The sequence below is a fragment of the Bacillus norwichensis genome, from assembly GCF_014836955.1.
Classification (GTDB): Bacteria; Bacillota; Bacilli; order Bacillales; family Bacillaceae_C; genus Siminovitchia; species Siminovitchia norwichensis.
Genome location: NZ_JACSPV010000006.1, coordinates 77,898 through 99,009 on the forward strand (window position 1 = coordinate 77,898; position 21,112 = coordinate 99,009).

Consider the following 21,112-nt stretch of genomic DNA (forward strand, 5'->3'; position numbering starts at 1 on the left):
AGTCAACTGGAACTTTTCCTCTGATTTCGAACAAGGAGGTACTCCAATGATCGATGGTATGGATTTTGGTCAACAGGCTCTTATCAGCATTATTTCGCATTTGATATTTATAGGTTTCACTTTCTGGGCCCTTCAGGCATTGCATTTCGATAAACTTCTAAGTGCTGGTCGGGTTTTACAGGCCAGAATTCTATATATTATTTTAACGATTGCTATCGGGTCTACCGTAAGTAACTTCTTTTTAGATTATTTACAATGGTCTCGTCAGCTGCAGTATTTTTTTAAATAGGTCTTTTGGCCCGTTTTCAAACGACATCTTTTTGTTTATGATTTGAGTTGTGAGTGTGGAATTTAAGAAATTTGTCGAAAAGACATAGATAATTTGTCTATAAATGCAGTTATTCTTAAAGTATGTACTCCTTAGCAGTGGAAACACTTATGTTAAGGGGGAGAGTACAATGAAAGAACGCTGCAGGAAATATTTAATTCCATTTATGCTTTTCACTTGTTTGATTGCAGTTCTTATTGGGAATAAAACAAGTGTTGCAGGACAAAGCGAGCTGGATATTGAAAAGTTAGCATATGCAGTTCAAAACCAACACGGAACCATCATTGAATGGTCTCTACATACAAGAGAATTGGGTAAACAACCACAGGAATGGACTGTCACCAGACTGGAGAAAGCATTTCCTGATTGGGAATGGTCTTTGTCTGCCATTTCAGAGAAAGAAACGGTGACAGGAATCAAACGGCATGGCGATATAGAAGAGGAAATAAAAGCTGTAACTGCCGACAACAAGGCCAATCTCGTTTCTTACGTTTCCTATGAAGTCACAGGTTTAGCGTGGGATAAGAGTTCGGTCAAAAGAGCATGGAAGTTATTACAATCCAGGACAGAACTGATTTTTAATCAAAAACCTGTTGTTTTCTCTTGTATCAAAGGCGTATTCAATGATGAAGATGAGTTTGGACGGTCTCACGCAAGCGAAATATTAACATCTCTTCAAGCGAAGGAAAAAGAGGCACTCAGTGAGGAGGATTTTGTATCAATTTCAGCGTATTCTTCTCTTTTTTCACAATCTCTATCACTTCTCGATGAAGAAATGAACCTGCAGATTGGTCTGCGTAAAAACAATGCAGGACATGGTACATACTTCACGGTAGGCACACCCATCCTGACAAATGAATACTAATATAAAAGAAAATAGACGCGGAGGGGAATACTCTTGGAAAAGATCATCGTCCGCGGCGGGAAAAGGCTCAGCGGCACAGTCAAGGTTGAAGGTGCAAAAAATGCTGTTTTGCCTGTTATCGCTGCATCATTATTGGCAAGCGAAGGAAAAAGCGTCATTCGCGAAGTACCAACTCTCTCCGATGTATACACTATTGGTGAAGTGTTGCGTCACTTGAATACTGAAGTGAATTTTGAAAATAAAACGGTTTATGTGGATGCTTCAAAAGAACTCAATATCGAAGCTCCATTTGAATATGTTCGGAAAATGAGGGCATCAGTGCTTGTTATGGGGCCATTACTAGCAAGACAGGGTAAAGCTCGAGTGGCTCTTCCAGGCGGATGCGCAATCGGTTCACGGCCAATTGATTTACATTTAAAAGGCTTTGAGGCAATGGGAGCAAAAGTATCTGTAGGAAATGGATACATTGAAGCAGCTGCCGAACAATTGACAGGTGCTAAAATTTACTTGGATTTCCCAAGTGTTGGTGCTACACAAAATATTATGATGGCAGCTGTACTGGCTAAAGGTACAAGTGTGATTGAGAATTGTGCGAAGGAACCCGAAATCGCGGATCTGGCTGCTTATTTAAATAAAATGGGAGCTAGTGTAAGAGGGGCTGGCACTGAAACGATTGTCATCGAAGGTGTTGATCGTTTGTATGGTGCAGACCACACGATTATGCCAGATAGAATTGAGGCTGGGAGCTTTATGGTTGCAGCGGCGATAACCGGAGGGGACGTGCTCATCGAAGGAGCAATCGCAGACCATATGGCTTCTGTCGTAGCTAAGCTTGAGGAAATGAATGTGAAGATCATTCAGGAAGAAAATGGCCTTCGTGTGATTGGCCCGGAAAAACTGAAGCCGGTAGATATTAAAACAATGCCGCATCCAGGGTTTCCAACGGATATGCAATCTCAAATGATGGCTTTGCTGCTTTGTGCAGAAGGAACCAGCGTCATTACAGAAACGGTATTCGAAAACCGTTTTATGCACGTAGAAGAATTCCGTAGAATGAACAGCGATATTAAAATTGAGGGACGTTCAGTCATTATCCAAGGGCCCTGTGAGCTTCAAGGAGCTGAAGTGGCTGCAACCGACTTGCGTGCAGCAGCAGCTCTGATCATCGCCGGTTTGAAGGCAGACGGGTATACTCGGGTAACCGAGCTGAAACACTTAGACCGCGGTTATCTAGACTTCCACAAGAAACTGCAAGGGCTTGGAGCCGATATAGAACGAATAACGGAAGTCTCAAGCGAAATCAACCACGAAGAAACCAATATTGTGACTGACATGAATGCATGATATGATAAACCCGCTAAGGCGGGTTTTTTTAATTAGTGAAGAAAGTATAAAATTAGATGAAATAATTTTATCCGAATTAATTTTTTATATGTCTAGCTATGACCCACAGAAAGCGACAGGGACTCCGCATTTTGGGCCTGCGGCTCTAGCGCCACCGAATCCATAGGATGTGGCGTTTTGCCTCCTTGAGGTGCCTTATTTGTCTGCGCTGACCAAGGAGCTTGCGCTTTTCTTAATTCCCGCTCTTAAATAGCATAAATGCTTGTCCTTCTGAATAAATTGGATCGAGGTGATTTTTCAAGTCACCTTAATTTTTATATTGGAGGCATCAGGCATGAAGCAACTAAAACCGCTGCTTTTTACGTCCGCACTCTTAATCGCCGTTTCTTTTCTCGTTCCATCCCTACTCGTTCTACCTTTTTCTAAAGAAAAAACTATGGTTGAACTAGATGAAAAGCCAGCCAAATTGCCGCCAAAAAAGGCCACTCAGCCACCCGCCCAACCATCTGCTGAAGTTGCAGTTTATCGTACCACTGCAAAAACGGTGGAAAAACTCCCACTAGAGGAATATGTGGTAGGGGTGGTAGCGTCAGAAATGCCGGCTGATTTTGAAGAGGAAGCATTAAAAGCCCAGGCACTTACAGCAAGAACCTATATTGTAAATCAACTGGTTAATCCCGAAAACTCTCAGGTTCCTGAAAACGCAAATGTGACGGATACTGTTCTTCATCAAGTTTTTAAAAATAAGAAGGAACTGAAGCTTCAGTGGGGCGAAGATTTCGAATGGAAGATGGAAAAAATCGTGAAAGCTGTGAAGGCGACGGAAGGTAAAGTTCTTACTTATCATGACAAGCCGATTACCGCGTCTTTTTTCTCCACAAGTAATGGATATACGGAAAGTGCAGAGGATTATTGGGATAAGCCAGTACCTTATTTAAAAAGTGTAGAAAGCCCTTGGGACAGTCAGTCTCCGAAATTCAATGACCAGAAAGTGATTAGTGTAAAAGAGTTTCAGCAAAGGCTTAATGTTAACATTGAGAAATCGGGAGATGTTGGAACGGTTACAGCACGAACACCAGGAAAAAAGGTAGCTGAAGTCTCCATCGGCGGCAAGAGTTTTACAGGCAGAGAGGTTCGTGAGAAGCTTGATCTGAAATCGACCGATTTCAAATGGGAGAGGAAAGGAAACTCCATAATTATAAATACAAAAGGCTACGGGCATGGCGTGGGAATGAGTCAGTACGGTGCGAACGGAATGGCGAAGGAAGGTAAAAAATTTGATGATATCGTCACCCATTATTATCAGGGTGTCAACATTTCAAATGCTAGTCAGTTTTTTGATAAAACAGTTGCGTCGACCCAATGACAAGCGGGTTTGCCTAAAAGTCCCTTACGCAATCAGTCGGACGTATTCGTCTGGCTGATTTTGCATTTGGAAAGCTCTTTACGCCAAACGTTGTTATTTCTGTAATTGGTGAGATGAAAGCCATCCGGTGGGTTCAATAATAAGTTAAAGCCTCCGGCGGATGCACAGATTTTCATACAAAATTATCGAGTGGAGCTCAATAAAATAAGGACGCAAATACGCTAAGCGCATTTGATTGGAAGTCTAAAAGATGGGTATCTATCTCCATCAACCGTACGAGATCGTCGCCCTTCGCCAGGAATAGTACTGTTTTACGAAAAAGCAATGCTCCTTACTATTAGAAGCAGCGAAGACTAAGCCAACTCTAACTTGTTCTGGTATTCCTGTCTTTCAATTAAATCAGGTGAAAACGGGGAAATATTGATTTGTTGAATAAAAAATACATAATATCAGAAAATAAGAAGTGTTTTTCTCATTTTCAAGTATATAATTCTGTCTTTCTGTTCAAAATGATGGCAGAGGTGATGAAAATGAGAGAGGAAGAAAAGAAGCGATCTTCTCTAAAAAACTTTTTTAGAAAGCGGTGGGTGTTTCCGGCAATCTATCTTGCTAGCGCTGCATTGCTCATTTCCATGATATTCTGGTATCAGACGGCCGGTCAAAATACGGCTGAAAAGCCAAACTTGACTGAGGACAGCAAAGAACTGACTGGTATGAACAACGACACAGTCGTTGAGGTGAATCAGTCCTTTGAAAATGTCTCAGTTCCGGTCAAAGACGAAAATGAAGTGGAATATATTAAGCGTTTCTTTGATGCCAATGCCGCACCGGATGAGCAGGAAGCAGCACTCATTGTAGATGGAAATAAATATCGCACAAACATGGGAATCGATATTGCTATGAAGGACGGCTCTGAGTTTGATGTAACAGCAGCTCTTAGCGGTAAGGTAACAGCAGTTCGCGATGATTCCCTGCTTGGCAACGTCATTGAGGTAGAACATGAAAATGGCGTAAAGACGATTTATCAATCAGTCCAAGACATGAAGGTTAAATCAGGAGATACTGTCAAGCAAGGGCAAGTGCTTGCTACATCAGGTACAAGCCAGTTGGATAAGGAAGCGAAAAACCATCTACATTTTGAAATCCGTAAAGACAATGCGGCACTTAACCCGACTGACTTTTTCGGACAGCCATTCACTGCTTTGGAAAATGCAGGTAATGAAGAAGCTGACATGGACAAGCAGGAGGAAGCAGCCAGTGAAACGGACCAAGATCCTACATCAGGAGATTCTGAGCCGCAAGAGACTGATGCTGAAGAAGATGGTCAGTCCCCTCAAATGACAGATGAATAATGGATATATTGAGACAGGCAGGTTTTTATCCAACCTGTCTTTTTTTGTTTTTTTAAAACTATTCTTCTCCATATGTTTTTTATCATAAAAATATTTGTCCTTCGCCTTGTCCTTATTGCCTTTTTCGAGCATATATCTTCACTTGGACAAATAAGATGATACCAACACGATAAAAACAGAGAGTGCTTGAGGTGAGTAATCGTTTAAATAGAGCCTACGTTCATTTGATATTTGTTTATTTCCTGTAAAATGAGCTTGATTTGCAAAAAGTGATTTCCTATCCGCACAGTATGCTGTGGAACAGATGGAAGGTTCCAATAAAGCAGACCCAGTATGTATATACAAAAGACGAGTCTCATTTCACATTCCTCACATCCAATTCAGGGAGGGCGAGTGGTGTGCACGATTACATCAAAGAGCGAACGATCAAGATTGGAAAGTATATCGTGGAGACGAGAAAAACGGTTCGCATGATTGCGAAAGAGTTTGGCGTATCCAAAAGTACTGTCCATAAAGATTTGACGGAAAGGCTCCCGGAATTAAATCCGGAGCTTGCCAATCAGGTGAAAAGCATTTTGGAATACCATAAATCAATCAGGCATCTCAGGGGGGGAGAAGCGACCAAACAAAAGTACAAAAAGGCTGAGCTTCAAAAATAATCTTTTTTGGAAGAAGGCATGAAGTGATGAGCCTTCTTCTTTGATGTTTTTAACGAAGTGTTTCACTTTTGTAAATGGTGAGATGAAAGCATATTGATATTCAGATCAGAGAGGCGGGTGGGAGCCACAGATTTGCTGAAGGAACTTTATCAAGGTAAGCTCGATAAAAATCTGGGCACAAATACACCGAGGCGCATATAATGCTTTCTCTAATTCAAAAAAATTAGAGTTTGTCAATCCTTCATTCCTTTTTGAGGTTCAAGTATGATAAAATATACAATAGCGATATGTGTGTGTTCTGCGGAAGTGTACATAATAAGTTCTAATATATGAAGGTAGGGATAGAAAAAATGTTTGCAAAGGATATCGGCATTGACTTAGGGACGGCTAATGTTCTGATTCACGTAAAGGGGCAAGGAATCGTTTTGAACGAGCCATCGGTCGTGGCTATTGATAAAAATACGAACAAAGTTCTTGCAGTTGGTGAAGAGGCCAGACGTATGGTTGGACGGACACCGGGAAATATCGTAGCCATTCGTCCTTTAAGGGATGGAGTCATCGCCGATTTTGATGTTACGGAATCAATGTTGAAGCATTTTATCAATAAATTGAATGTAAAAGGATTCTTATCAAAACCTCGCATTCTGATTTGCTGCCCGACAAACATTACGAGTGTTGAACAGAAAGCGATTAGGGAAGCTGCAGAAAAAAGCGGAGGAAAGAAAGTTTATCTTGAGGAAGAGCCGAAGGTTGCCGCGATCGGTGCAGGAATGGACATCTTTCAGCCGAGTGGAAATATGGTTATTGATATTGGCGGCGGTACTACAGACGTTGCTGTGCTTTCCATGGGAGATATTGTTACCTCGGCTTCCATTAAGATGGCCGGCGACAGTTTTGACAACGAAATCTTAAACTATGTAAAAAAAGAATACAAGCTGTTGATCGGCGAAAGAACAGCTGAAAACATTAAAATTAATATTGGGACAGTTTTCCCTGATGCCCGTGATGAGGAAATGGAAATACGCGGACGAGATCTGGTTAACGGACTTCCGCGTACAATCACTGTTAACTCGAAGGAAATTGAAGGGGCTTTAAGAGAATCGGTTGGTGTTATTGTTCAGGCTGCTAAAACCGTATTGGAAAAGACTCCGCCGGAGCTTTCCGCTGATATTATTGACAGAGGAGTTATTTTAACTGGCGGAGGAGCGCTTCTTCATGGTATTGATCAATTGCTCATAGAAGAACTGCGTGTACCGGTTTTAGTAGCAGAAGAGCCAATGGATGCTGTAGCAATCGGGACGGGCATCATGCTCGAAAATATTGATAAAATTGACAGGCGCAGTATTGTTTAACTTCATTCAGCAGAAATCTCCCATTTCTGTAAGCGTTGAGATGAATGCATAATGGCAAACCATTATGTGGGGGTTCAAGCCCCGGTTGAATAAAGTTAGAGCCTCCGGCGGATGCCACAGATTTTCAGAGGGAATTTATCTGAGCTAAGCTTGATAAAATCTGGGCGCAAATACGCCAAGGCGCATTTGATAAGGGGGCATGACTAATGTTAAGAGGTCTTTTTACAGCTGCATCAGGAATGTATGCTTCACAACGAAAGACGGAAATGTTAACAAACAATATGGCTAATGCACAGACACCGGGATATAAAGCAGACAATTCCCATGTACGGGCTTTTCCGGAAATGCTTATTGAACGGTTCAATGCCGGGAAGAGTCGAACGAATCAGGTTGGGACCTTGCATACAGGTGTATACGTTCAGGAGGTTACTCCGCGTTTTATCCAAGGGGATACGATTCAAACGGAGCGCCCGACCGACCTCGCATTGTTAGATAGGACGGATGGGACTGCTTTTTTTTCAGTGGAACAGAACGGTCAGGTGAAATATACACGAAACGGCAGATTTACAGTTGATCCATCAGGAATATTAACAACGGAAAATGGCTGGCCTGCCCTTGATGTGAATGGGAATCAGATTCGAGTAGCTAGCGATGAGTTTGAAGTTGATGAAACCGGCAGAGTTACAGAAAATGGAGAACAAGTTGCTCTTTTAGGAATTGTTCTTACAGATAATCCAGAGAATCTTGCAAAAGATGGAGACGGGCTTTTCCAGGCGGATGCACAGCTGCCGTTTGCCCAAAATACTGATTTTACCGTTTCTCAGGGATTCGTTGAGAAATCGAATGTTGATATTACGCGCTCGATGACGGACATGATTACTGCTTACAGAACATTTGAAGCAAATCAAAAGGTTGTTCAGGCCTACGACCGCAGCCTGGAAAAAGCAGTCAATGAAGTCGGAAGGGTCAACGGATAGAGGATGATGAAGAGTGAATAGAACAATGGTAGCGGCTGTTAATACACTTGGACAGTTACACAAACAAGTGGATTTGATCGGCCATAACTTGGCAAATGCTGAGACTGCTGGTTATAAATCAAGAGAAGCTTCTTTTGCGGACTTAATGGCTCAACAGATTAATAATTATTCTTCTGCCCGCTCGGAAGTCGGCAGACAATCACCCTTGGGGATTCGTCAAAGCCCTGGTGCTAGGATTTCCCAAACAGCGATGCTTTCCAAGCAGGGCTCATTGAAAACAACCGGACGTCCTCTTGATGTTGCTTTTACCGCAGAGAACCAGTATTTAAAAGTAAGAGTTCAGGAAGGCGGCACATCCCAAATCCGGTTTACCCGAAATGGGGAGCTGGATATTGTCAGCGCAGGGGATCAGTGGGTTCTTGCAACAAAGGATGGGCATCTAGTCTTAGATGAAAATGACCAAGTGATTACTTTTTCTGGGAAAGCTGAAGAGGTTAAAATGATTGAGCCTGGTACCTTGGAAGCAACAATGGATAGTGGCCAAAATGTCGCATTTCAATTAGGAGTCGTTGCTATAAATAAGCCCCAATATTTGGAACAGATGGGAAATACATTTTTAGGGCTGCCTGATGGTGCGAACAATAATGCAGACCAAATTTATTCGGAGTTGAATGGTGCCCGAAGGCAGGAAATCTCCCTTCAACAAGGTGTATTAGAAGCTTCCAATGTTGATATTGGAAAGGAAATGACTGATTTGATGACGGCGCAACGCTCGATTCAGTTTCAATCTAGATCCATTACTTTTGCAGACCAAATGATGGGTCTGATTAATGGAATACGTTAACTTCATTCAGCAGAAGTCTCCCACTTCAGTAAGTGGTGAGATGAAAGCCTATTGGTATTCCATTCAGTAGGGGGCAAACCCCAGCTGAATGAAGTCAAAGCCTCTGGCGGATGCCACAGATTTTCAGAGGGAATTTATCAAGCAAGCTCGATAAAAATCTGGGGCGCAAATACGTTAAGGCGCATTTGATTTTTCTTCGTTCATTCAAACGGCCAAAAGGAGTTCTTTTCTATGTCAGCTAAATTTATCAGCAAAGATCAATCCAAGACAAATGAGCAAATGGATAAAAAGCGAAACAAAGAAAAAAATACGGAAGAGTCTTCAAGTAAGATTAAAGTCAGACTCATCCCCATTTGGCTGAGGGTTTTGATTGTTATTTTTTTAACCGCCATCAGTTTAATCGCTGGCGTCGTGACAGGATATGCTGTTATCGGTAGTGGAAAACCGCAAGATGCTTTGAAAAAGGAAACATGGACTCATATTATTGATCTTGTAAATAAAGAAAAGTAAAGGCTGTTTCAGCTTTTTTTAAAAGAAAGTATAAGTTTTTTAGGTTTAACATTTTGAACAAAGTACAGTTGTCCAGCTCCAACGGAAAGGACCCTAGTGCAAGCGAAGCGACAAGATGCCGCCTACAGCGCCTGGCGGCGAAAGGATCAAGACGATTTCCTGTGTGGCTGAAGAACTGCCTTCTCAGGAATCGTCTTGTTTGCCCGCGCTGACCAAGGAGCTTGCACTTTTTCTTATTATTGTTCTGGGGGAATAAATCATGATGGATATTCAACAAATTAAAGAAATTATACCGCATCGCTACCCTTTTTTACTCGTTGACCGGATCCTTGAAATCGAAGAAGGCAAGCGGGCTGTTGGGTTGAAAAATGTGACAGCAAATGAAGAATTTTTCAATGGACATTTTCCAGATTACCCAGTTATGCCTGGAGTTTTGATTGTTGAAGCACTTGCACAAGTGGGAGCAGTGGCTATGCTCAAAAGAGAAGAAAATCGTGGAAAGCTTGCTTTTTTTGCTGGAATTGATAAATGTCGTTTCAAGCGGCAGGTTAAGCCAGGCGACCAACTTCATTTAGAAGTAGAAATCGTTCGCGTGAAAGGCCCAATGGGTAAAGGAAAAGGAATCGCCCGTGTGGGTGAGGAGATTGTGTGTGAAACAGAAATCATGTTTGCAATTGGAGAATAATGGATAAAGATTGCTTGTAAAAATAGCTGGATTAAAAACATCGAAAAAATTTTGAAGAATTTTGGAGGATTTGGGAAAGCTAAGCTCAGACCAATAAAGGTCCAATACAAACGGAAGTTGGCAATAGCCGATTTTACCCACATGAAGTGGGCCTAACAAAATCTGAAAGGAGCTTACCAAATGAATCTAAAATTGGGAAAAGTCATTGGAGCTGCGGCCCTGTCATCTTTACTTTTTGCAGGATGCGCAAATAATAACCCAGAGCCACCACCGCCAAATGACAATAACGGTGTTCAGGACAACAATGATGTCAATGATAATAATGGCATCAATGATAACAATGATGTGAATAACGATAATAATCTGGACACCAATGACGGAGTCAATACAGATAACAATGATTTGAACAACAACAATAATCGTATGGATGAAGATGATAATAAATAAAAAGCGGGGCTTCCCGCTTTTTTTTATTCCTTGGTAACAAGCTGCTTCATTCTCATTCTTGCCTTAAATTCGTGTAAAAGTTTTTCTCCGCTAAATCCTTCTTTTATCAAATCGTCCAACAACAATTCCAAATATTCATTTCGGCGTTTGCTTAGGCGACCAGTAAATAAAATGCTAATGTGATCTTTCACCGGTCTGATGGAATGAATTGAAACGGTGAAAGGGGCAGGGTCGTTGGCTGCATGGGTAATAATCACTCGAATTTCAAAAGGTTCTTTTCTTTCATAAATAGATTTAAAATACGATTGATACTTATTATCGACATAAGCCTCAATAACCCAGCTTCCTTCTTCATTTTCTTTATTGATAATCAATCCGTCTGCCAGCGGAACATCTTTTGCCTCATGTTGATCACCGAGTATTTGCAGGGCTACGATTTTAAATGTTTTCAAATCGAGTCTCCTCCATTTGTTCTTTTTTAAAGTATATCATTTTCTTAATTCTTCTTCATAGCTATAAGAGAAACCTTTATTCGACATGCTTTTTCAAAGTTTGATCTTTTTTTAATCACTTTTAAGATTCTTTTATAAACACAAAAAAACATCAAAAATTAAAATTTAATTAACGAACTGTTTATTTTTTTTAAGTATTCATTGAGGAAAACTGATTTTTGTAGATTTTACATCATAAAGCTTCGCTTATAGAATATAGATACTAACCAAAAAAGGAGTGATCAATTGATAAATCAGGTAACGTTGGTTGGGAGGCTGACGAAAGATCCGGAGCTTCGTTACACAGTAGAAGGGAAGGCGGTATTGAATATTACACTTGCACTTAACCGTCACTACCGAAATGCCCAAGGTGAATTTGATGCAGACTTTGTACTTTGTACACTTTGGAATAAAGTTGCTGAAAATACTGCCAAGTATTGCGACAAAGGTTCCATAGTCGGAATTATGGGAAAGATACAAACCAGAAATTATGAAAATCAAGATGGAAAAAGAGTTTATGTTACCGAAGTCGTTGCAGACTCTGTGAAATTCATGGGAGGGCGAACACAAGATGAAAGGCCTGCTGCTTCCAGTCAGCCCGCAGGCTAAAGGAGGTGAATATTTGAGAAGAGCTGGTCATCTAGCTGATTCACTGGAAATTCTAGTCAGTGACCTCATTTTCAAGCTCGGAAAAACAAATCAGCAAATCCACACTTTATCCCGACGGGTCCATCAACTTGAACTTCTTTTAAACCAACAGATACCCAAACATATTTCTTCAACTAAAAGGTACAATCTTCTAGAGAAACATTAATCCATTCAATAATCAGCCTCAAAAAATCGAATTGATCGCATCCTCGTTAGGCCCCCTTCTAAATGGAGCACCAGCCATGATTTGGCTGGTCTTTTTTATTTAGCTTATTGAAAAGGATATGCTCGATGAGGTGCAGCGGAATCATTTCAAGTAGAAACAGCGGAAGAAATTACAGTGCATAAAGAACGGTCAGAGAGAGAAAGATTTTTTTGTCTGTGATGAAATGGTTACAACTTGTAGCTATACGGTACAAGATAATTATCGGATAACGGATCGGACGGAAATGAGTGTTCTTTTTTACAAAATCAGATAGTGAGGTCAGTAAAATTGATGATACGGCTTGCTGTGTGGGTTACCACAACGGGGCCAAGGATGATGGAAAAGCAACGAAAAAAAGTGACAGTTGCAAAGCTAAATTGGTAGGCAACTGTCACAAAAGTCATTAGTTTTTCTGCCTTCTAATGTAAGGTCAAGCGACCCTTGACTTCGTTTTCGTTAACTTACATTGCCTCAAAAAATAATGCTCCTTAGGGTAGTGGAATCCAGAAATCCTTGCCATTATAGATGACGATTCCGGGTAAGGTCTCTTTTTGTCCATTAACTATTCGGATATTTTGATTGGTGGGATATTCAATGGTCTTTCCGTTTTTTTCTGCTATGAAGCTGGCTTGTTTATTTTTATTTAAGTTTATTTTTGTTTTATATCCCATCTTCACAAAATGCTCTTGAGCAGGTACAAATTTTTTGTTCGTAAGTTCAGAAAGTGGGGTGAGGTTCAGATGTTTGATGACATATTCAGGCAGATCCGTATTATTAATAAGGCCCTGCGGTTTATGCAAAACTCCTTTCCCACCATAGCTGTATAGAAAGACGTCTTCACCTGAATGACCGCGAGTGGTAAAGCCTAAATGGGCTCGATCAGCCATTAACTGAACCATCGCTTTTTCTATATCCTTCTCTTTTTTTATTTTTTGGATCTGCTTTTCTGAAAGATCATCCAGACCGTAGCTTTTTAAGACTTCTTGAATATTTGATCTGTTTTTCTTTAATTGAGACAGGGCGCCTGTCACAGTAAGAGATGCTTTTTTTAAAGGCTCTGTGAACTGCTCAGACGGTGTTTGCGGATATGTTTTATCCGTTTGCCTATTTCCCATTGTCAACCCGCTATTACCATGGTCTGTGACAGCGATCAAAAGGGTGTTTTGATCTGTCTTTGCAAATTGTAAAGCTTCTTTAACAGCATCATCAAATGCCAGAACCTCGCTGACCATTCCTACTGGGTCATTTTTATGACCTGCAAAATCAACTTTACTCCCTTCAATAAAGAGAAGAAAACCATTGGGATTTTGATTGAGAGTTTGTAAAGCTTTTTTGGTCATTTCGGCAAGGGCGGGCTGTTCAGGATGCAGTTTTTTTCTATCGAAATCATACGCCATATCTTCTTCAGAAAAAAATCCGCGAAGCTGCAATCCATATGAATTCATCATGCCTTTTTTTGTGGAAATAGAGCTTGGGGTAAATGAATACTTTTTTCCGCCGCCAAGCATGACGTCAATATTTTGGTGAGCCTGTTGAAAGCCAATTTCTTTCATTTGATGCCGGCTATTGGAGTGCGCTGAAAAAGCGGCAGGTGTGGCATGTTGAACAGGGGCTGTCGCGATGATTCCTGTTGCTAACCCATTCTCTTTTGCAGCTTCCAAAACGTTTGCGACGGGACGGCCTCTGCGTTCTCCTTCTTTATCATTAACAGGAACCATTCCAATAAAATCAACGGTTGTTTTATGTCCAGTGGCCATGGCTGTTGCCGCAGCTGCCGAATCTGTTATAGCTGAACGCAAGGAATAGGTATGGACTCCACCTGTCAGAATTTGATCCAGTGCAAGCGGCTTGCCTTTGTAATGTCTAGCTAACGTAACAACGTCTGAATTTGTCCCATCCATCACCATGAAGATTACATTCTTCCGGTTGCCTTCGCCAAAAGCGACTTCGGTATTATGTGGAGCTATAAAAGTAAAAGAATATATAAGAACCGCTATAATCATCTTTTTCAACATCATTTACCTCCAAGTTAGACTGAATGCTCTTATTATTGGAAGGAAAAATGAATTTATTCGAAGCTCAAAATAAAAAACCGCAACGCATATTTCTGCGTTGCGGTTTTCTGTTCAATAGAACTTTTTGAATCCGTCAAATTTACTTTTCCAGTAGGAATTATTGAGGCTCGAAACCTCAACCCCGTTGTTTCCTGCATGGATGAATTGGTTGCTTCCAAGATAGATTCCCATATGAGAAATACCACTGCGGTATGTATTCTTGAAAAAGACTAAATCACCAGCTTGAGGGCTTTTTGTATAATATGAGCGATTGTAGTAACCGTCTGTACCTAATCTACTGATGCTGTGGCCGGCTTGTTTAAATGCATAATAGATGAATCCGCTGCAATCAAATCCTGCAGGGGTTGTCCCACCCCATGCATATTTTACTCCAATATGCTGTTTGGCAGCTTGTACAACGTTGCCCACTTTTCCCTGAGTTGGCCTTGATACTGATGAAGCAGCTGAGTTCTGGGTATTTCCAGAGGAAACTGAGGATGAAGCACTACCGTTTAGGCGAAGGACTTGACCGACATAAATTATGTCTGACCTTAATCCGTTTGCCTGTTTTAATCCGGCTACGGTTGTTCCGTATTTTGCGGCTATCCGACCAAGTGTATCTCCAGAAACGACTTTATATGTAGTAGTATTGCCGTTATTGCTATTTGCTGACGGCCTCGGACTTGAAGAAGCTGATGATGCTGGAGCAGATGAACTGCTGCCTTGTACTTTTAATACCTGTCCTGGTCTAATCATATCAGATGTCAGACCGTTCCATTGTTTTAGTTGGCTGAGGGTGATACCATGTGCATTTGCAATTCTAATTAGGTAATCACCTGATTTAACTGTGTATGTATTCCCCGATTTTGAGGAAGTGACCGGACCTTGTGTTGAGGTGTTGGAAGTTGTTGAGATAGTCGGCTTATTGGTTGTGCTGCTATTTCCATCTATTTTAAGAACTTGCTTTGGATAGATGATATCATTACTTAAGCCATTCAACTTTTTAATATTGCTTATAGTCGTTTTGTATTGGTTTGCAATTTTCCATAGACTGTCGCCAGGCTTAACTTCGTGGCTTGCTGCAGAAGCTTTACCAGAAAAAGTTGCCACTAATGCTACTGTAGCCACGCCGCCTACTAACTTTTTCCGCACTATTTATTCCCCCTAAACATATAGCCTTTTAGCCAGTCTAGCATAAATTTTTCACAGTTCATGTTAATAATACAAAATGTTACATGATTTTAATAATGTAACCATTTTTTTCCAAAATAGAAAGAAAGGATTTCCTTTTCATCTGTGGGCCAATATCATAGAATGAGTAATAAGAAGGATTTCAGGGGGTTTTTGACTTGGTAAAAAAGAATCGATTTGAAACGGATGTTATCCATGCGGGGTACAGACCAGCTGATTATCAAGGCAGTCTTGTTCCGCCTATTTTTCAGACTTCGACATATACATTTCCTTCCGCAGAAGAAGGAGAAAGGCGATTCGCAGGAGAATCAGAAGGACATATATACTCTAGGCTGGGCAATCCTACTGTGACCGCTCTTGAGGAAAGAATGACAGCGCTTGAACAGGGGGAAGCTGCGCTTGCTTTTGCTTCAGGAATGGGGGCGGTTAGTGCCACTCTTTTCCATTTGACAAATACAGGGGATCATATTTTATGCTCTGGTGGTATTTATGGATGTACATTCGGCCTTTTACAAATAATGAAGAAAAAATATAATATTGACCATGATTTAATTGGTATGGACAGCGAAGAAGCGATCAAAGCAGCGATTCGTGACAATACAAAGGTGATCTATGTTGAGACGCCTATTAATCCAACGATGAAACTGGTTGATCTTGAAATGATTGTACGGATCGCCAAGGACCATGACATTCGTGTTGTTGTTGACAACACATTTTGTTCACCCTATTTGCAAAGGCCGCTATCCTTGGGATGTGACTACGTGGTTCATAGCGCGACCAAATATATTGGTGGCCATGGTGATGTAGTTGCAGGTATAGTCGTTGGTGCGGACAAAGACGAGATGGCGGAAATGGGCGTGACAATGAGAAAGGACATCGGGGCGATTATGTCTCCATTAGATGCTTGGCTACTGCTGCGTGGTTTGAAGACATTAGCAGTGAGACTTGACCGCCACTGTGAGAATGCTGAAAAAATTGCTGAAAAGTTAAAGGTACACCCAAAGGTTGGACGAATGTTCTACCCGGGAGATCCAGACTTTCCTCAATACGAACTTGCTAAACGTCAAATGAGGCTGCCGGGTGGCATGATTAGCTTTGAAGTCAAAGGAAATAAAGAGGATGCGCAGGCAATTTTAAATCGGGTGAAACTCATTTGCCTCGCCGTCAGTCTAGGTGATACTGAGACATTGATTCAGCATCCGGCGACAATGACCCACGCAGTTGTCCCTGAAGAAGAGCGGAAAAAAATGGGGATTTCTGATACGCTAATCAGAATGTCTGTCGGTATTGAGTCATGGGAAGATGTTTGGGAAGACTTGAAGCAGGCACTAGACGGAATTTGATAGATAATGAACCTTGCCACTTTCGTTTGAAATCAGGCAAGGTTTTTTGTTGATTCCAGTACAATCAATTAGCAACCATAAGCTTTCTACGATATTCATGTTGAGATTCTGCCGTGTGCGAGGGGAGGGTTCATGAACTCAGGGCATCAAAAGTGTCCGTTTAGTTTTGCGCCGATAAACAGGGCCTCTCGTACTTCTGAATCTTTCATTACATCGAAGGCATTTCGTTCTATACATTGAGACTCTTATACAAAGATGAGTAGCGCATTCTAGGCTCCTGAGTAAAATATTGGGAAGTGAAGCAACATTTTTGTAACTTTTTTTTCATTGTAACTGGAAAAAAGGAGCTTTATAATTAATACGTGTTTAGTCAGATGGTTGGGCTAACTCTGTATAAGCAAGGGGTTAATTTTTTGAGAAAGGGTTACTGTCAAAAGTGCAGGAATCCTGGAAAACTATTTGAGTTTAGCTGTTTTGTGCCTGTATATTGTTAGGAGGAAAAAATATGAATGTCTTGATTTTCGAAAGTCCCGACGAAGCTACAAAAGCCGCTTTTGACATTGTTATGCAACGCCTTGAAACAGGAATGCAAACAATGGGGCTAGCAACAGGAAGCACCCCTTTGAAGCTCTATGAAAAACTCCGGAATACGGATACGGATGTATCTCATGTGACAACTGTTAATTTGGATGAATATGTTGGTTTGGAGCCAACTGATCCTCAAAGCTATAATTATTATATGAACGAAGAATTATTCAAATATATGAATTTTTCCGCAACGTATGTTCCTAATGGTGCGGTTGAGGATCCTGAGAAAGAGTGTGAACGTTACGAAGAAATTCTCAAAAAGCATCCTGTTGATCTCCAAATTTTAGGCATGGGACCAAATGGACATATCGGCTTTAATGAGCCGGGTACCTCCTTTGACTCAGTGACTCATATTGCCGAATTAACTGAATCTACAAGAGAGGCTAATAAACGATTTTTTGAAAAAGAAGAACAGGTTCCAACAAAAGCTATTACGATGGGGATTGCCTCCATCATGTCAGCTAAAGAGGTTTTGATGCTGGCTTTTGGGGAAGGCAAAGCAGAGGCAGTAAGAAGCATGGTCGATGAGCCGGTCACAGTGGACTGCCCAGCCTCTGTTCTACAGAATCATTCAAATGCTATCATTGTTCTCGATAAAGAGGCAGCAAGCAAATTAGAGAGAAGTAAATAAGAAAAAGGCCGGCCCTCTTGTTGAGGCGTCCGGCCTTTGATATTTCATTGCTGCAATATTCCAATGAATATGTATTTAATTGCTTTCTTTCGAGAGATGTCTGTTGTTGCAGCACTTTTGCTCAATTTATGAACGTGTAAAGGTGTGATGAACGGAGCCTGCCTGATTACTTCTCGTTGATCCGTTATGTAAACCTCTTCTGCTTCTGCTCCTTCTGTAATGGAATAAAGATTTCCTACTTCTAAACCCGTGGTGATTTTTCGCTTTTCAACCAGTCCTTTTTCGTTCAATATCCAAATATAAGATTTTTTTCCATTCCGCTTGATGCTTTTTCCTGGAACGGCAGGAACGTCGTTTTCTTCTTCCAAAATAATATTTGCAGTGACATGATAGCCGATGTATACTTCTTCATCTTCTTGCTCAAAGATAACTGTAAAAGGGTACTGGCTTTTGTTTTTCTGCTCCGTTTTGTTAGAAGGGAGCTTAACGATTTGACTGATCTCACCAGTTAACCGGCTTTTAAATAAATGTGAGAGGATATCCACTTTCATCCCTTCCTCCACTTGGGTCATCTGTTCCTCGCTAAGTTTCCCCTTCATTATTATTTCATCAGAAACAATAGTCATGACTTTATTAGAATCTGGATTTATTTCTTTTATGATTCCTGTGGTGGGGCTGGTTATTGACAGATTGTCCTTATCGCTTAAATACGAGTCCCTTTGCTGTTCCAGTTTTTTTATATCAGCTTCAATCTTTTCCATTTCCAAGATTTTATCGCCAATTTCTCTTTCAATGTTTTGTTTCCATTCCGCTTCATTATAGCTGTCCTGATTAGTTTCAGGGACAGGCAGTGAATCATCAGTGTTATTGTTATAGGGATCAGTATAAGGCACTGCAGGTGTAACAGGAGGAGGCATAGACCTTAAATTATTGATCAGGGTTTGGATGCTATTTCTCTTTGATTGCAGACTTTCTATCTCCCCATCCAATATGGCAGTTTGTCGGTCAATGTCATCACTTTGATAGTTAAAAAGGGGGGTTCCTTCTTCAACGATATCACCTTCGCTCACATAGAATTCCTCTATGCTTTCACCCTTTTCTGCCATAATATTGTACATCTCCGCCTCAGCAATGATGCCATCAACAGGGAATGAATCGACCATATCCACTTCTTTTATTCGGGACCAGTCTGTAAGATGATTCACGCGGCTGACTTTACTCTTTTCTTTGCTGATCAGCGCAATATTCACTATTAGAAAAAGAATGATTCCCATAACAACTATAAAACGAAGCCACTTATTCATCGCCACAGCACACTTTCATTATAAGATCTTTTTAAAATCAAGAAATGCAAGAAATGTCGTACCGAGCCAAAATATAATATGGATACTAATAATGATAATAAATGATGGCAGACGGCGTCGGGTGCTTAAAATTCGCATACCGTAGAGCTGTATTGAAATCACCCACAGTTTAAATAAAGAGATAGAGCCGAGAAAATAGATTAAAAATCGTTTGTCAGTTATGTAATGAGCAACTGGCCCAAGAGAAAAAGCGGAAGAGAACCAAGGCAGGTCCATTTGAACGGCCAGTACAATGTTGATGATCTGTTCCAATAATAAGATAGGAAATATGAAAGTTTGTAAAACTATGAGTTTGGTATATGGGATATCTGTAAGTGTCCAGAACCAAAGAGCCTGAAAGAAAATGATTAAGACGGCATAAACGAGTCCATGAATAAACCGTCCCAAGCCAAAATAGTTTTTCAGCCACTCAAAAGTGCTGTCGGGAACTGCCGTTAGCTCAGATGACATGACATGTGTACCAATGCCAGCGAAACCCGAGGCGTAAAAGACGAGGGCACTTATGAAAAATAAAATCAATATATTGGCACGAAGCCCGTAAACAGTTTCTGCTTTCTCCAATTGGAAGAAGCTTCTTTTTGAATAAAGCAGTCCTTTTAATATCCTCAGTTGGTAAATCAACTTAAAATCACCTGTCTCAAAACCATTGAATTTCCTCTATTTTACCTCATAATCTCTGATTTTGTAATCCGAAATATGAAAATTTGATTTAATCCGACGAATCGCTAAAAAATTCAGATATGAAACCCCTTCATTTTTGGAATGAGATTTCTTCAAAAAAAGTCGAAAATAGATAACGTTGATAGAATCAATATGTAAACGGATACAGTATTTGCGGGGGTTTTTGAACAGCTAAAGATTCTGAAAAATGGTTGACGAAAGAAGGAATCAGCGTTATGATAAGGTACTATATAATACATCCACAAACGACAAATGTGCGAGAGGGGCGAACAAAGGTGAGTGAACAGTGGATATTCCTCAACGGCAACTATGTTAATAAAGAAGAGGCCGTTATTTCGGTATATGACCATGGATTTTTGTACGGGGATGGTGTTTTTGAAGGTATCCGTTCTTATGGAGGAAACATATTCCGACTAAATGAGCACCTAGTCCGCCTGTATGAATCAGCGAAATCCATTATGATCGACATACCGTATACACAGGAGGAAATGACACAAATTCTTGTGGAAACTCTCCGTAGAAATAATCTGAAAGATGGGTATATTCGCCTTGTTGTCTCTCGTGGGGTCGGAGATCTTGGGTTGGATCCAGCAAATTGCAGCAAACCTTCTGTGATTGTGATTGCTGAACCACTTCGGATTTTCCCTAAAGAGCTATACGATTCAGGAATTGAAATTGCCACAGTGGCCACCCGGCGTAACCGCTCGGATGTCCTTAACCCGATGATTAAATCTTTGAACTATTTAAATAATATTCTTGTGAAAATAGAGGCGAACCTTGCTGGTGTGCAAGAGGCATTAATGCTGAATGACCAAGGATATGTTGCTGAAGGTTCTGCCGATAATATATTTGTAGTAAAAGGTAATAAGATATTGACTCCTCCAGGGTATGTCGGAGCGCTTGTGGGAGTAACGAGAAATACAATCATCGAGATTGCGAGAGATAAAGGCTACGAGGTTGAAGAAGCTATGTTCACCAGACATGAAGTCTATACAGCGGATGAAGTTTTCCTAACAGGAACGGCAGCGGAAGTCATCGCCGTTGTAAAAGTAGATGGCCGTGTTATTGGTGAAGGCAAGCCAGGTTCTGTCACAAAAGAACTGCTTGAAAGTTTCAGAAAAGTGACTTTAACAGACGGAGTAAAAGTTTACGACGAACCATTACATGTTGGCTAAGATTAGAGGAGG

Annotated in this window: 21 protein-coding genes; 16 read left to right on the plus strand and 5 right to left on the minus strand. The window is 40.9% G+C overall.

Translation table 11 applies throughout. The annotated features are described in order from the left end of the window. The first annotated feature begins 46 nt into the window (after positions 1–46). From H9631_RS05195 to H9631_RS05250, 12 genes are all read left to right on the plus strand, one after another. Positions 47–289 (plus strand): DUF1146 family protein, encoded by a 243-nt coding sequence (locus tag H9631_RS05195; protein WP_191810615.1) that lies wholly within the window; start codon positions 47–49, stop codon positions 287–289. Positions 290–458: 169 nt separating this feature from the next. Beyond that, the gene (locus H9631_RS05200; RefSeq protein ID WP_191810617.1) at positions 459–1,193 is read left to right on the plus strand and encodes a YwmB family TATA-box binding protein; all 735 of its coding nucleotides are present in this window, start codon (positions 459–461) and stop codon (positions 1,191–1,193) included. 33 nt (positions 1,194–1,226) lie between these two features. Continuing rightward, on the plus strand, positions 1,227–2,537 hold the full coding sequence (murA, locus tag H9631_RS05205) for a UDP-N-acetylglucosamine 1-carboxyvinyltransferase (protein ID WP_191810619.1): 1,311 nt from the start codon (positions 1,227–1,229) through the stop codon (positions 2,535–2,537). 334 nt (positions 2,538–2,871) lie between these two features. Continuing rightward, on the plus strand, positions 2,872–3,903 hold the full coding sequence (gene spoIID / locus H9631_RS05210) for a stage II sporulation protein D (protein WP_191810622.1): 1,032 nt from the start codon (positions 2,872–2,874) through the stop codon (positions 3,901–3,903). A gap of 530 nt (positions 3,904–4,433) precedes the next feature. Further along, positions 4,434–5,255 (plus strand): M23 family metallopeptidase, encoded by an 822-nt coding sequence (locus H9631_RS05215; RefSeq protein WP_225220872.1) that lies wholly within the window; start codon positions 4,434–4,436, stop codon positions 5,253–5,255. 398 nt (positions 5,256–5,653) lie between these two features. After that, positions 5,654–5,914 (plus strand): sporulation transcriptional regulator SpoIIID, encoded by a 261-nt coding sequence (gene spoIIID / locus H9631_RS05220; RefSeq protein WP_120114817.1) that lies wholly within the window; start codon positions 5,654–5,656, stop codon positions 5,912–5,914. Between the two features lie 350 nt (positions 5,915–6,264). After that, the gene (gene mreB, locus H9631_RS05225) at positions 6,265–7,266 is read left to right on the plus strand and encodes a rod shape-determining protein (protein WP_191810624.1); all 1,002 of its coding nucleotides are present in this window, start codon (positions 6,265–6,267) and stop codon (positions 7,264–7,266) included. 206 nt (positions 7,267–7,472) lie between these two features. Next, positions 7,473–8,243 carry a flagellar hook-basal body protein gene (locus H9631_RS05230; RefSeq protein ID WP_191810625.1) on the plus strand — a complete coding sequence of 257 codons (771 nt, stop codon included), beginning with the start codon at positions 7,473–7,475 and terminating at the stop codon, positions 8,241–8,243. 13 nt (positions 8,244–8,256) lie between these two features. Beyond that, the gene (locus H9631_RS05235; protein WP_191810627.1) at positions 8,257–9,087 is read left to right on the plus strand and encodes a flagellar hook-basal body protein; all 831 of its coding nucleotides are present in this window, start codon (positions 8,257–8,259) and stop codon (positions 9,085–9,087) included. 231 nt (positions 9,088–9,318) lie between these two features. Then, positions 9,319–9,597, plus strand: coding sequence for a DNA-directed RNA polymerase subunit beta (locus tag H9631_RS05240; protein WP_191810629.1), 279 nt, complete (start codon positions 9,319–9,321; stop codon positions 9,595–9,597). A gap of 259 nt (positions 9,598–9,856) precedes the next feature. Next, positions 9,857–10,282, plus strand: a complete 426-nt coding sequence (gene fabZ / locus H9631_RS05245) for a 3-hydroxyacyl-ACP dehydratase FabZ (RefSeq protein WP_120114812.1) — start codon at positions 9,857–9,859, stop codon at positions 10,280–10,282. A 180-nt stretch (positions 10,283–10,462) separates the two neighbouring features. Continuing rightward, on the plus strand, positions 10,463–10,729 hold the full coding sequence (locus H9631_RS05250; protein ID WP_191810631.1) for a hypothetical protein: 267 nt from the start codon (positions 10,463–10,465) through the stop codon (positions 10,727–10,729). A 23-nt stretch (positions 10,730–10,752) separates the two neighbouring features. Here H9631_RS05250 and H9631_RS05255 read toward each other — a convergent pair whose 3' ends face one another. Further along, on the minus strand, positions 10,753–11,181 hold the full coding sequence (locus H9631_RS05255; RefSeq protein ID WP_191810633.1) for a YwpF family protein: 429 nt from the start codon (positions 11,179–11,181) through the stop codon (positions 10,753–10,755). 285 nt (positions 11,182–11,466) lie between these two features. Between H9631_RS05255 and ssb the strand changes: the two genes are divergently transcribed. Continuing rightward, positions 11,467–11,829 carry a single-stranded DNA-binding protein gene (ssb, locus tag H9631_RS05260; RefSeq protein WP_191810635.1) on the plus strand — a complete coding sequence of 121 codons (363 nt, stop codon included), beginning with the start codon at positions 11,467–11,469 and terminating at the stop codon, positions 11,827–11,829. Between the two features lie 732 nt (positions 11,830–12,561). On the opposite strand, the gene H9631_RS05265 is transcribed toward ssb, so the two are convergent. Continuing rightward, positions 12,562–14,091 (minus strand): alkaline phosphatase, encoded by a 1,530-nt coding sequence (locus tag H9631_RS05265; protein ID WP_318246774.1) that lies wholly within the window; start codon positions 14,089–14,091, stop codon positions 12,562–12,564. A 108-nt stretch (positions 14,092–14,199) separates the two neighbouring features. Continuing rightward, positions 14,200–15,279: a C40 family peptidase gene (locus H9631_RS05270; RefSeq protein ID WP_191810639.1), complete on the minus strand. Its 1,080-nt coding sequence runs from the start codon at positions 15,277–15,279 to the stop codon at positions 14,200–14,202. Positions 15,280–15,476: 197 nt separating this feature from the next. Between H9631_RS05270 and megL the strand changes: the two genes are divergently transcribed. Continuing rightward, complete coding sequence (gene megL, locus H9631_RS05275; protein WP_191810641.1) at positions 15,477–16,661, plus strand: methionine gamma-lyase; 1,185 nt, start codon at positions 15,477–15,479, stop codon at positions 16,659–16,661. A 505-nt stretch (positions 16,662–17,166) separates the two neighbouring features. Continuing rightward, a complete protein-coding gene (gene nagB, locus H9631_RS05280) occupies positions 17,167–17,880 on the plus strand; it encodes a glucosamine-6-phosphate deaminase (RefSeq protein WP_191810643.1) in 714 nt (237 codons plus the stop codon). Positions 17,881–17,924: 44 nt separating this feature from the next. Here nagB and H9631_RS05285 read toward each other — a convergent pair whose 3' ends face one another. Both H9631_RS05285 and H9631_RS05290 read right to left on the minus strand, forming a co-directional pair. Then, complete coding sequence (locus tag H9631_RS05285; RefSeq protein WP_191810645.1) at positions 17,925–19,184, minus strand: efflux RND transporter periplasmic adaptor subunit; 1,260 nt, start codon at positions 19,182–19,184, stop codon at positions 17,925–17,927. Positions 19,185–19,202: 18 nt separating this feature from the next. After that, positions 19,203–19,865 (minus strand): hypothetical protein, encoded by a 663-nt coding sequence (locus tag H9631_RS05290; RefSeq protein ID WP_191810647.1) that lies wholly within the window; start codon positions 19,863–19,865, stop codon positions 19,203–19,205. A gap of 335 nt (positions 19,866–20,200) precedes the next feature. On the opposite strand from H9631_RS05290, the gene ilvE reads away from it, so the two are divergent. Beyond that, positions 20,201–21,100, plus strand: coding sequence for a branched-chain-amino-acid transaminase (ilvE, locus tag H9631_RS05295; protein WP_191810649.1), 900 nt, complete (start codon positions 20,201–20,203; stop codon positions 21,098–21,100). Positions 21,101–21,112: the final 12 nt, after the last annotated feature.

Excerpts from the sequence above, each read along its gene's own strand:
- fabZ (WP_120114812.1), top strand. The coding sequence starts at position 9,857 with ATGATGGATATTCAACAAATTAAAGAAATTATACCGCATCGCTACCCT.
- H9631_RS05215 (WP_225220872.1), top strand. The coding sequence starts at position 4,434 with ATGAGAGAGGAAGAAAAGAAGCGATCTTCTCTAAAAAACTTTTTTAGA.
- spoIID (WP_191810622.1), top strand. The coding sequence starts at position 2,872 with ATGAAGCAACTAAAACCGCTGCTTTTTACGTCCGCACTCTTAATCGCC.
- H9631_RS05195 (WP_191810615.1), top strand. The coding sequence starts at position 47 with ATGATCGATGGTATGGATTTTGGTCAACAGGCTCTTATCAGCATTATT.
- H9631_RS05285 (WP_191810645.1), bottom strand. The coding sequence starts at position 19,184 with ATGAATAAGTGGCTTCGTTTTATAGTTGTTATGGGAATCATTCTTTTT.
- nagB (WP_191810643.1), top strand. The coding sequence starts at position 17,167 with ATGAATGTCTTGATTTTCGAAAGTCCCGACGAAGCTACAAAAGCCGCT.
- mreB (WP_191810624.1), top strand. The coding sequence starts at position 6,265 with ATGTTTGCAAAGGATATCGGCATTGACTTAGGGACGGCTAATGTTCTG.
- H9631_RS05265 (WP_318246774.1), bottom strand. The coding sequence starts at position 14,091 with ATGATGTTGAAAAAGATGATTATAGCGGTTCTTATATATTCTTTTACT.
- H9631_RS05250 (WP_191810631.1), top strand. The coding sequence starts at position 10,463 with ATGAATCTAAAATTGGGAAAAGTCATTGGAGCTGCGGCCCTGTCATCT.
- H9631_RS05230 (WP_191810625.1), top strand. The coding sequence starts at position 7,473 with ATGTTAAGAGGTCTTTTTACAGCTGCATCAGGAATGTATGCTTCACAA.
- H9631_RS05200 (WP_191810617.1), top strand. The coding sequence starts at position 459 with ATGAAAGAACGCTGCAGGAAATATTTAATTCCATTTATGCTTTTCACT.
- H9631_RS05240 (WP_191810629.1), top strand. The coding sequence starts at position 9,319 with ATGTCAGCTAAATTTATCAGCAAAGATCAATCCAAGACAAATGAGCAA.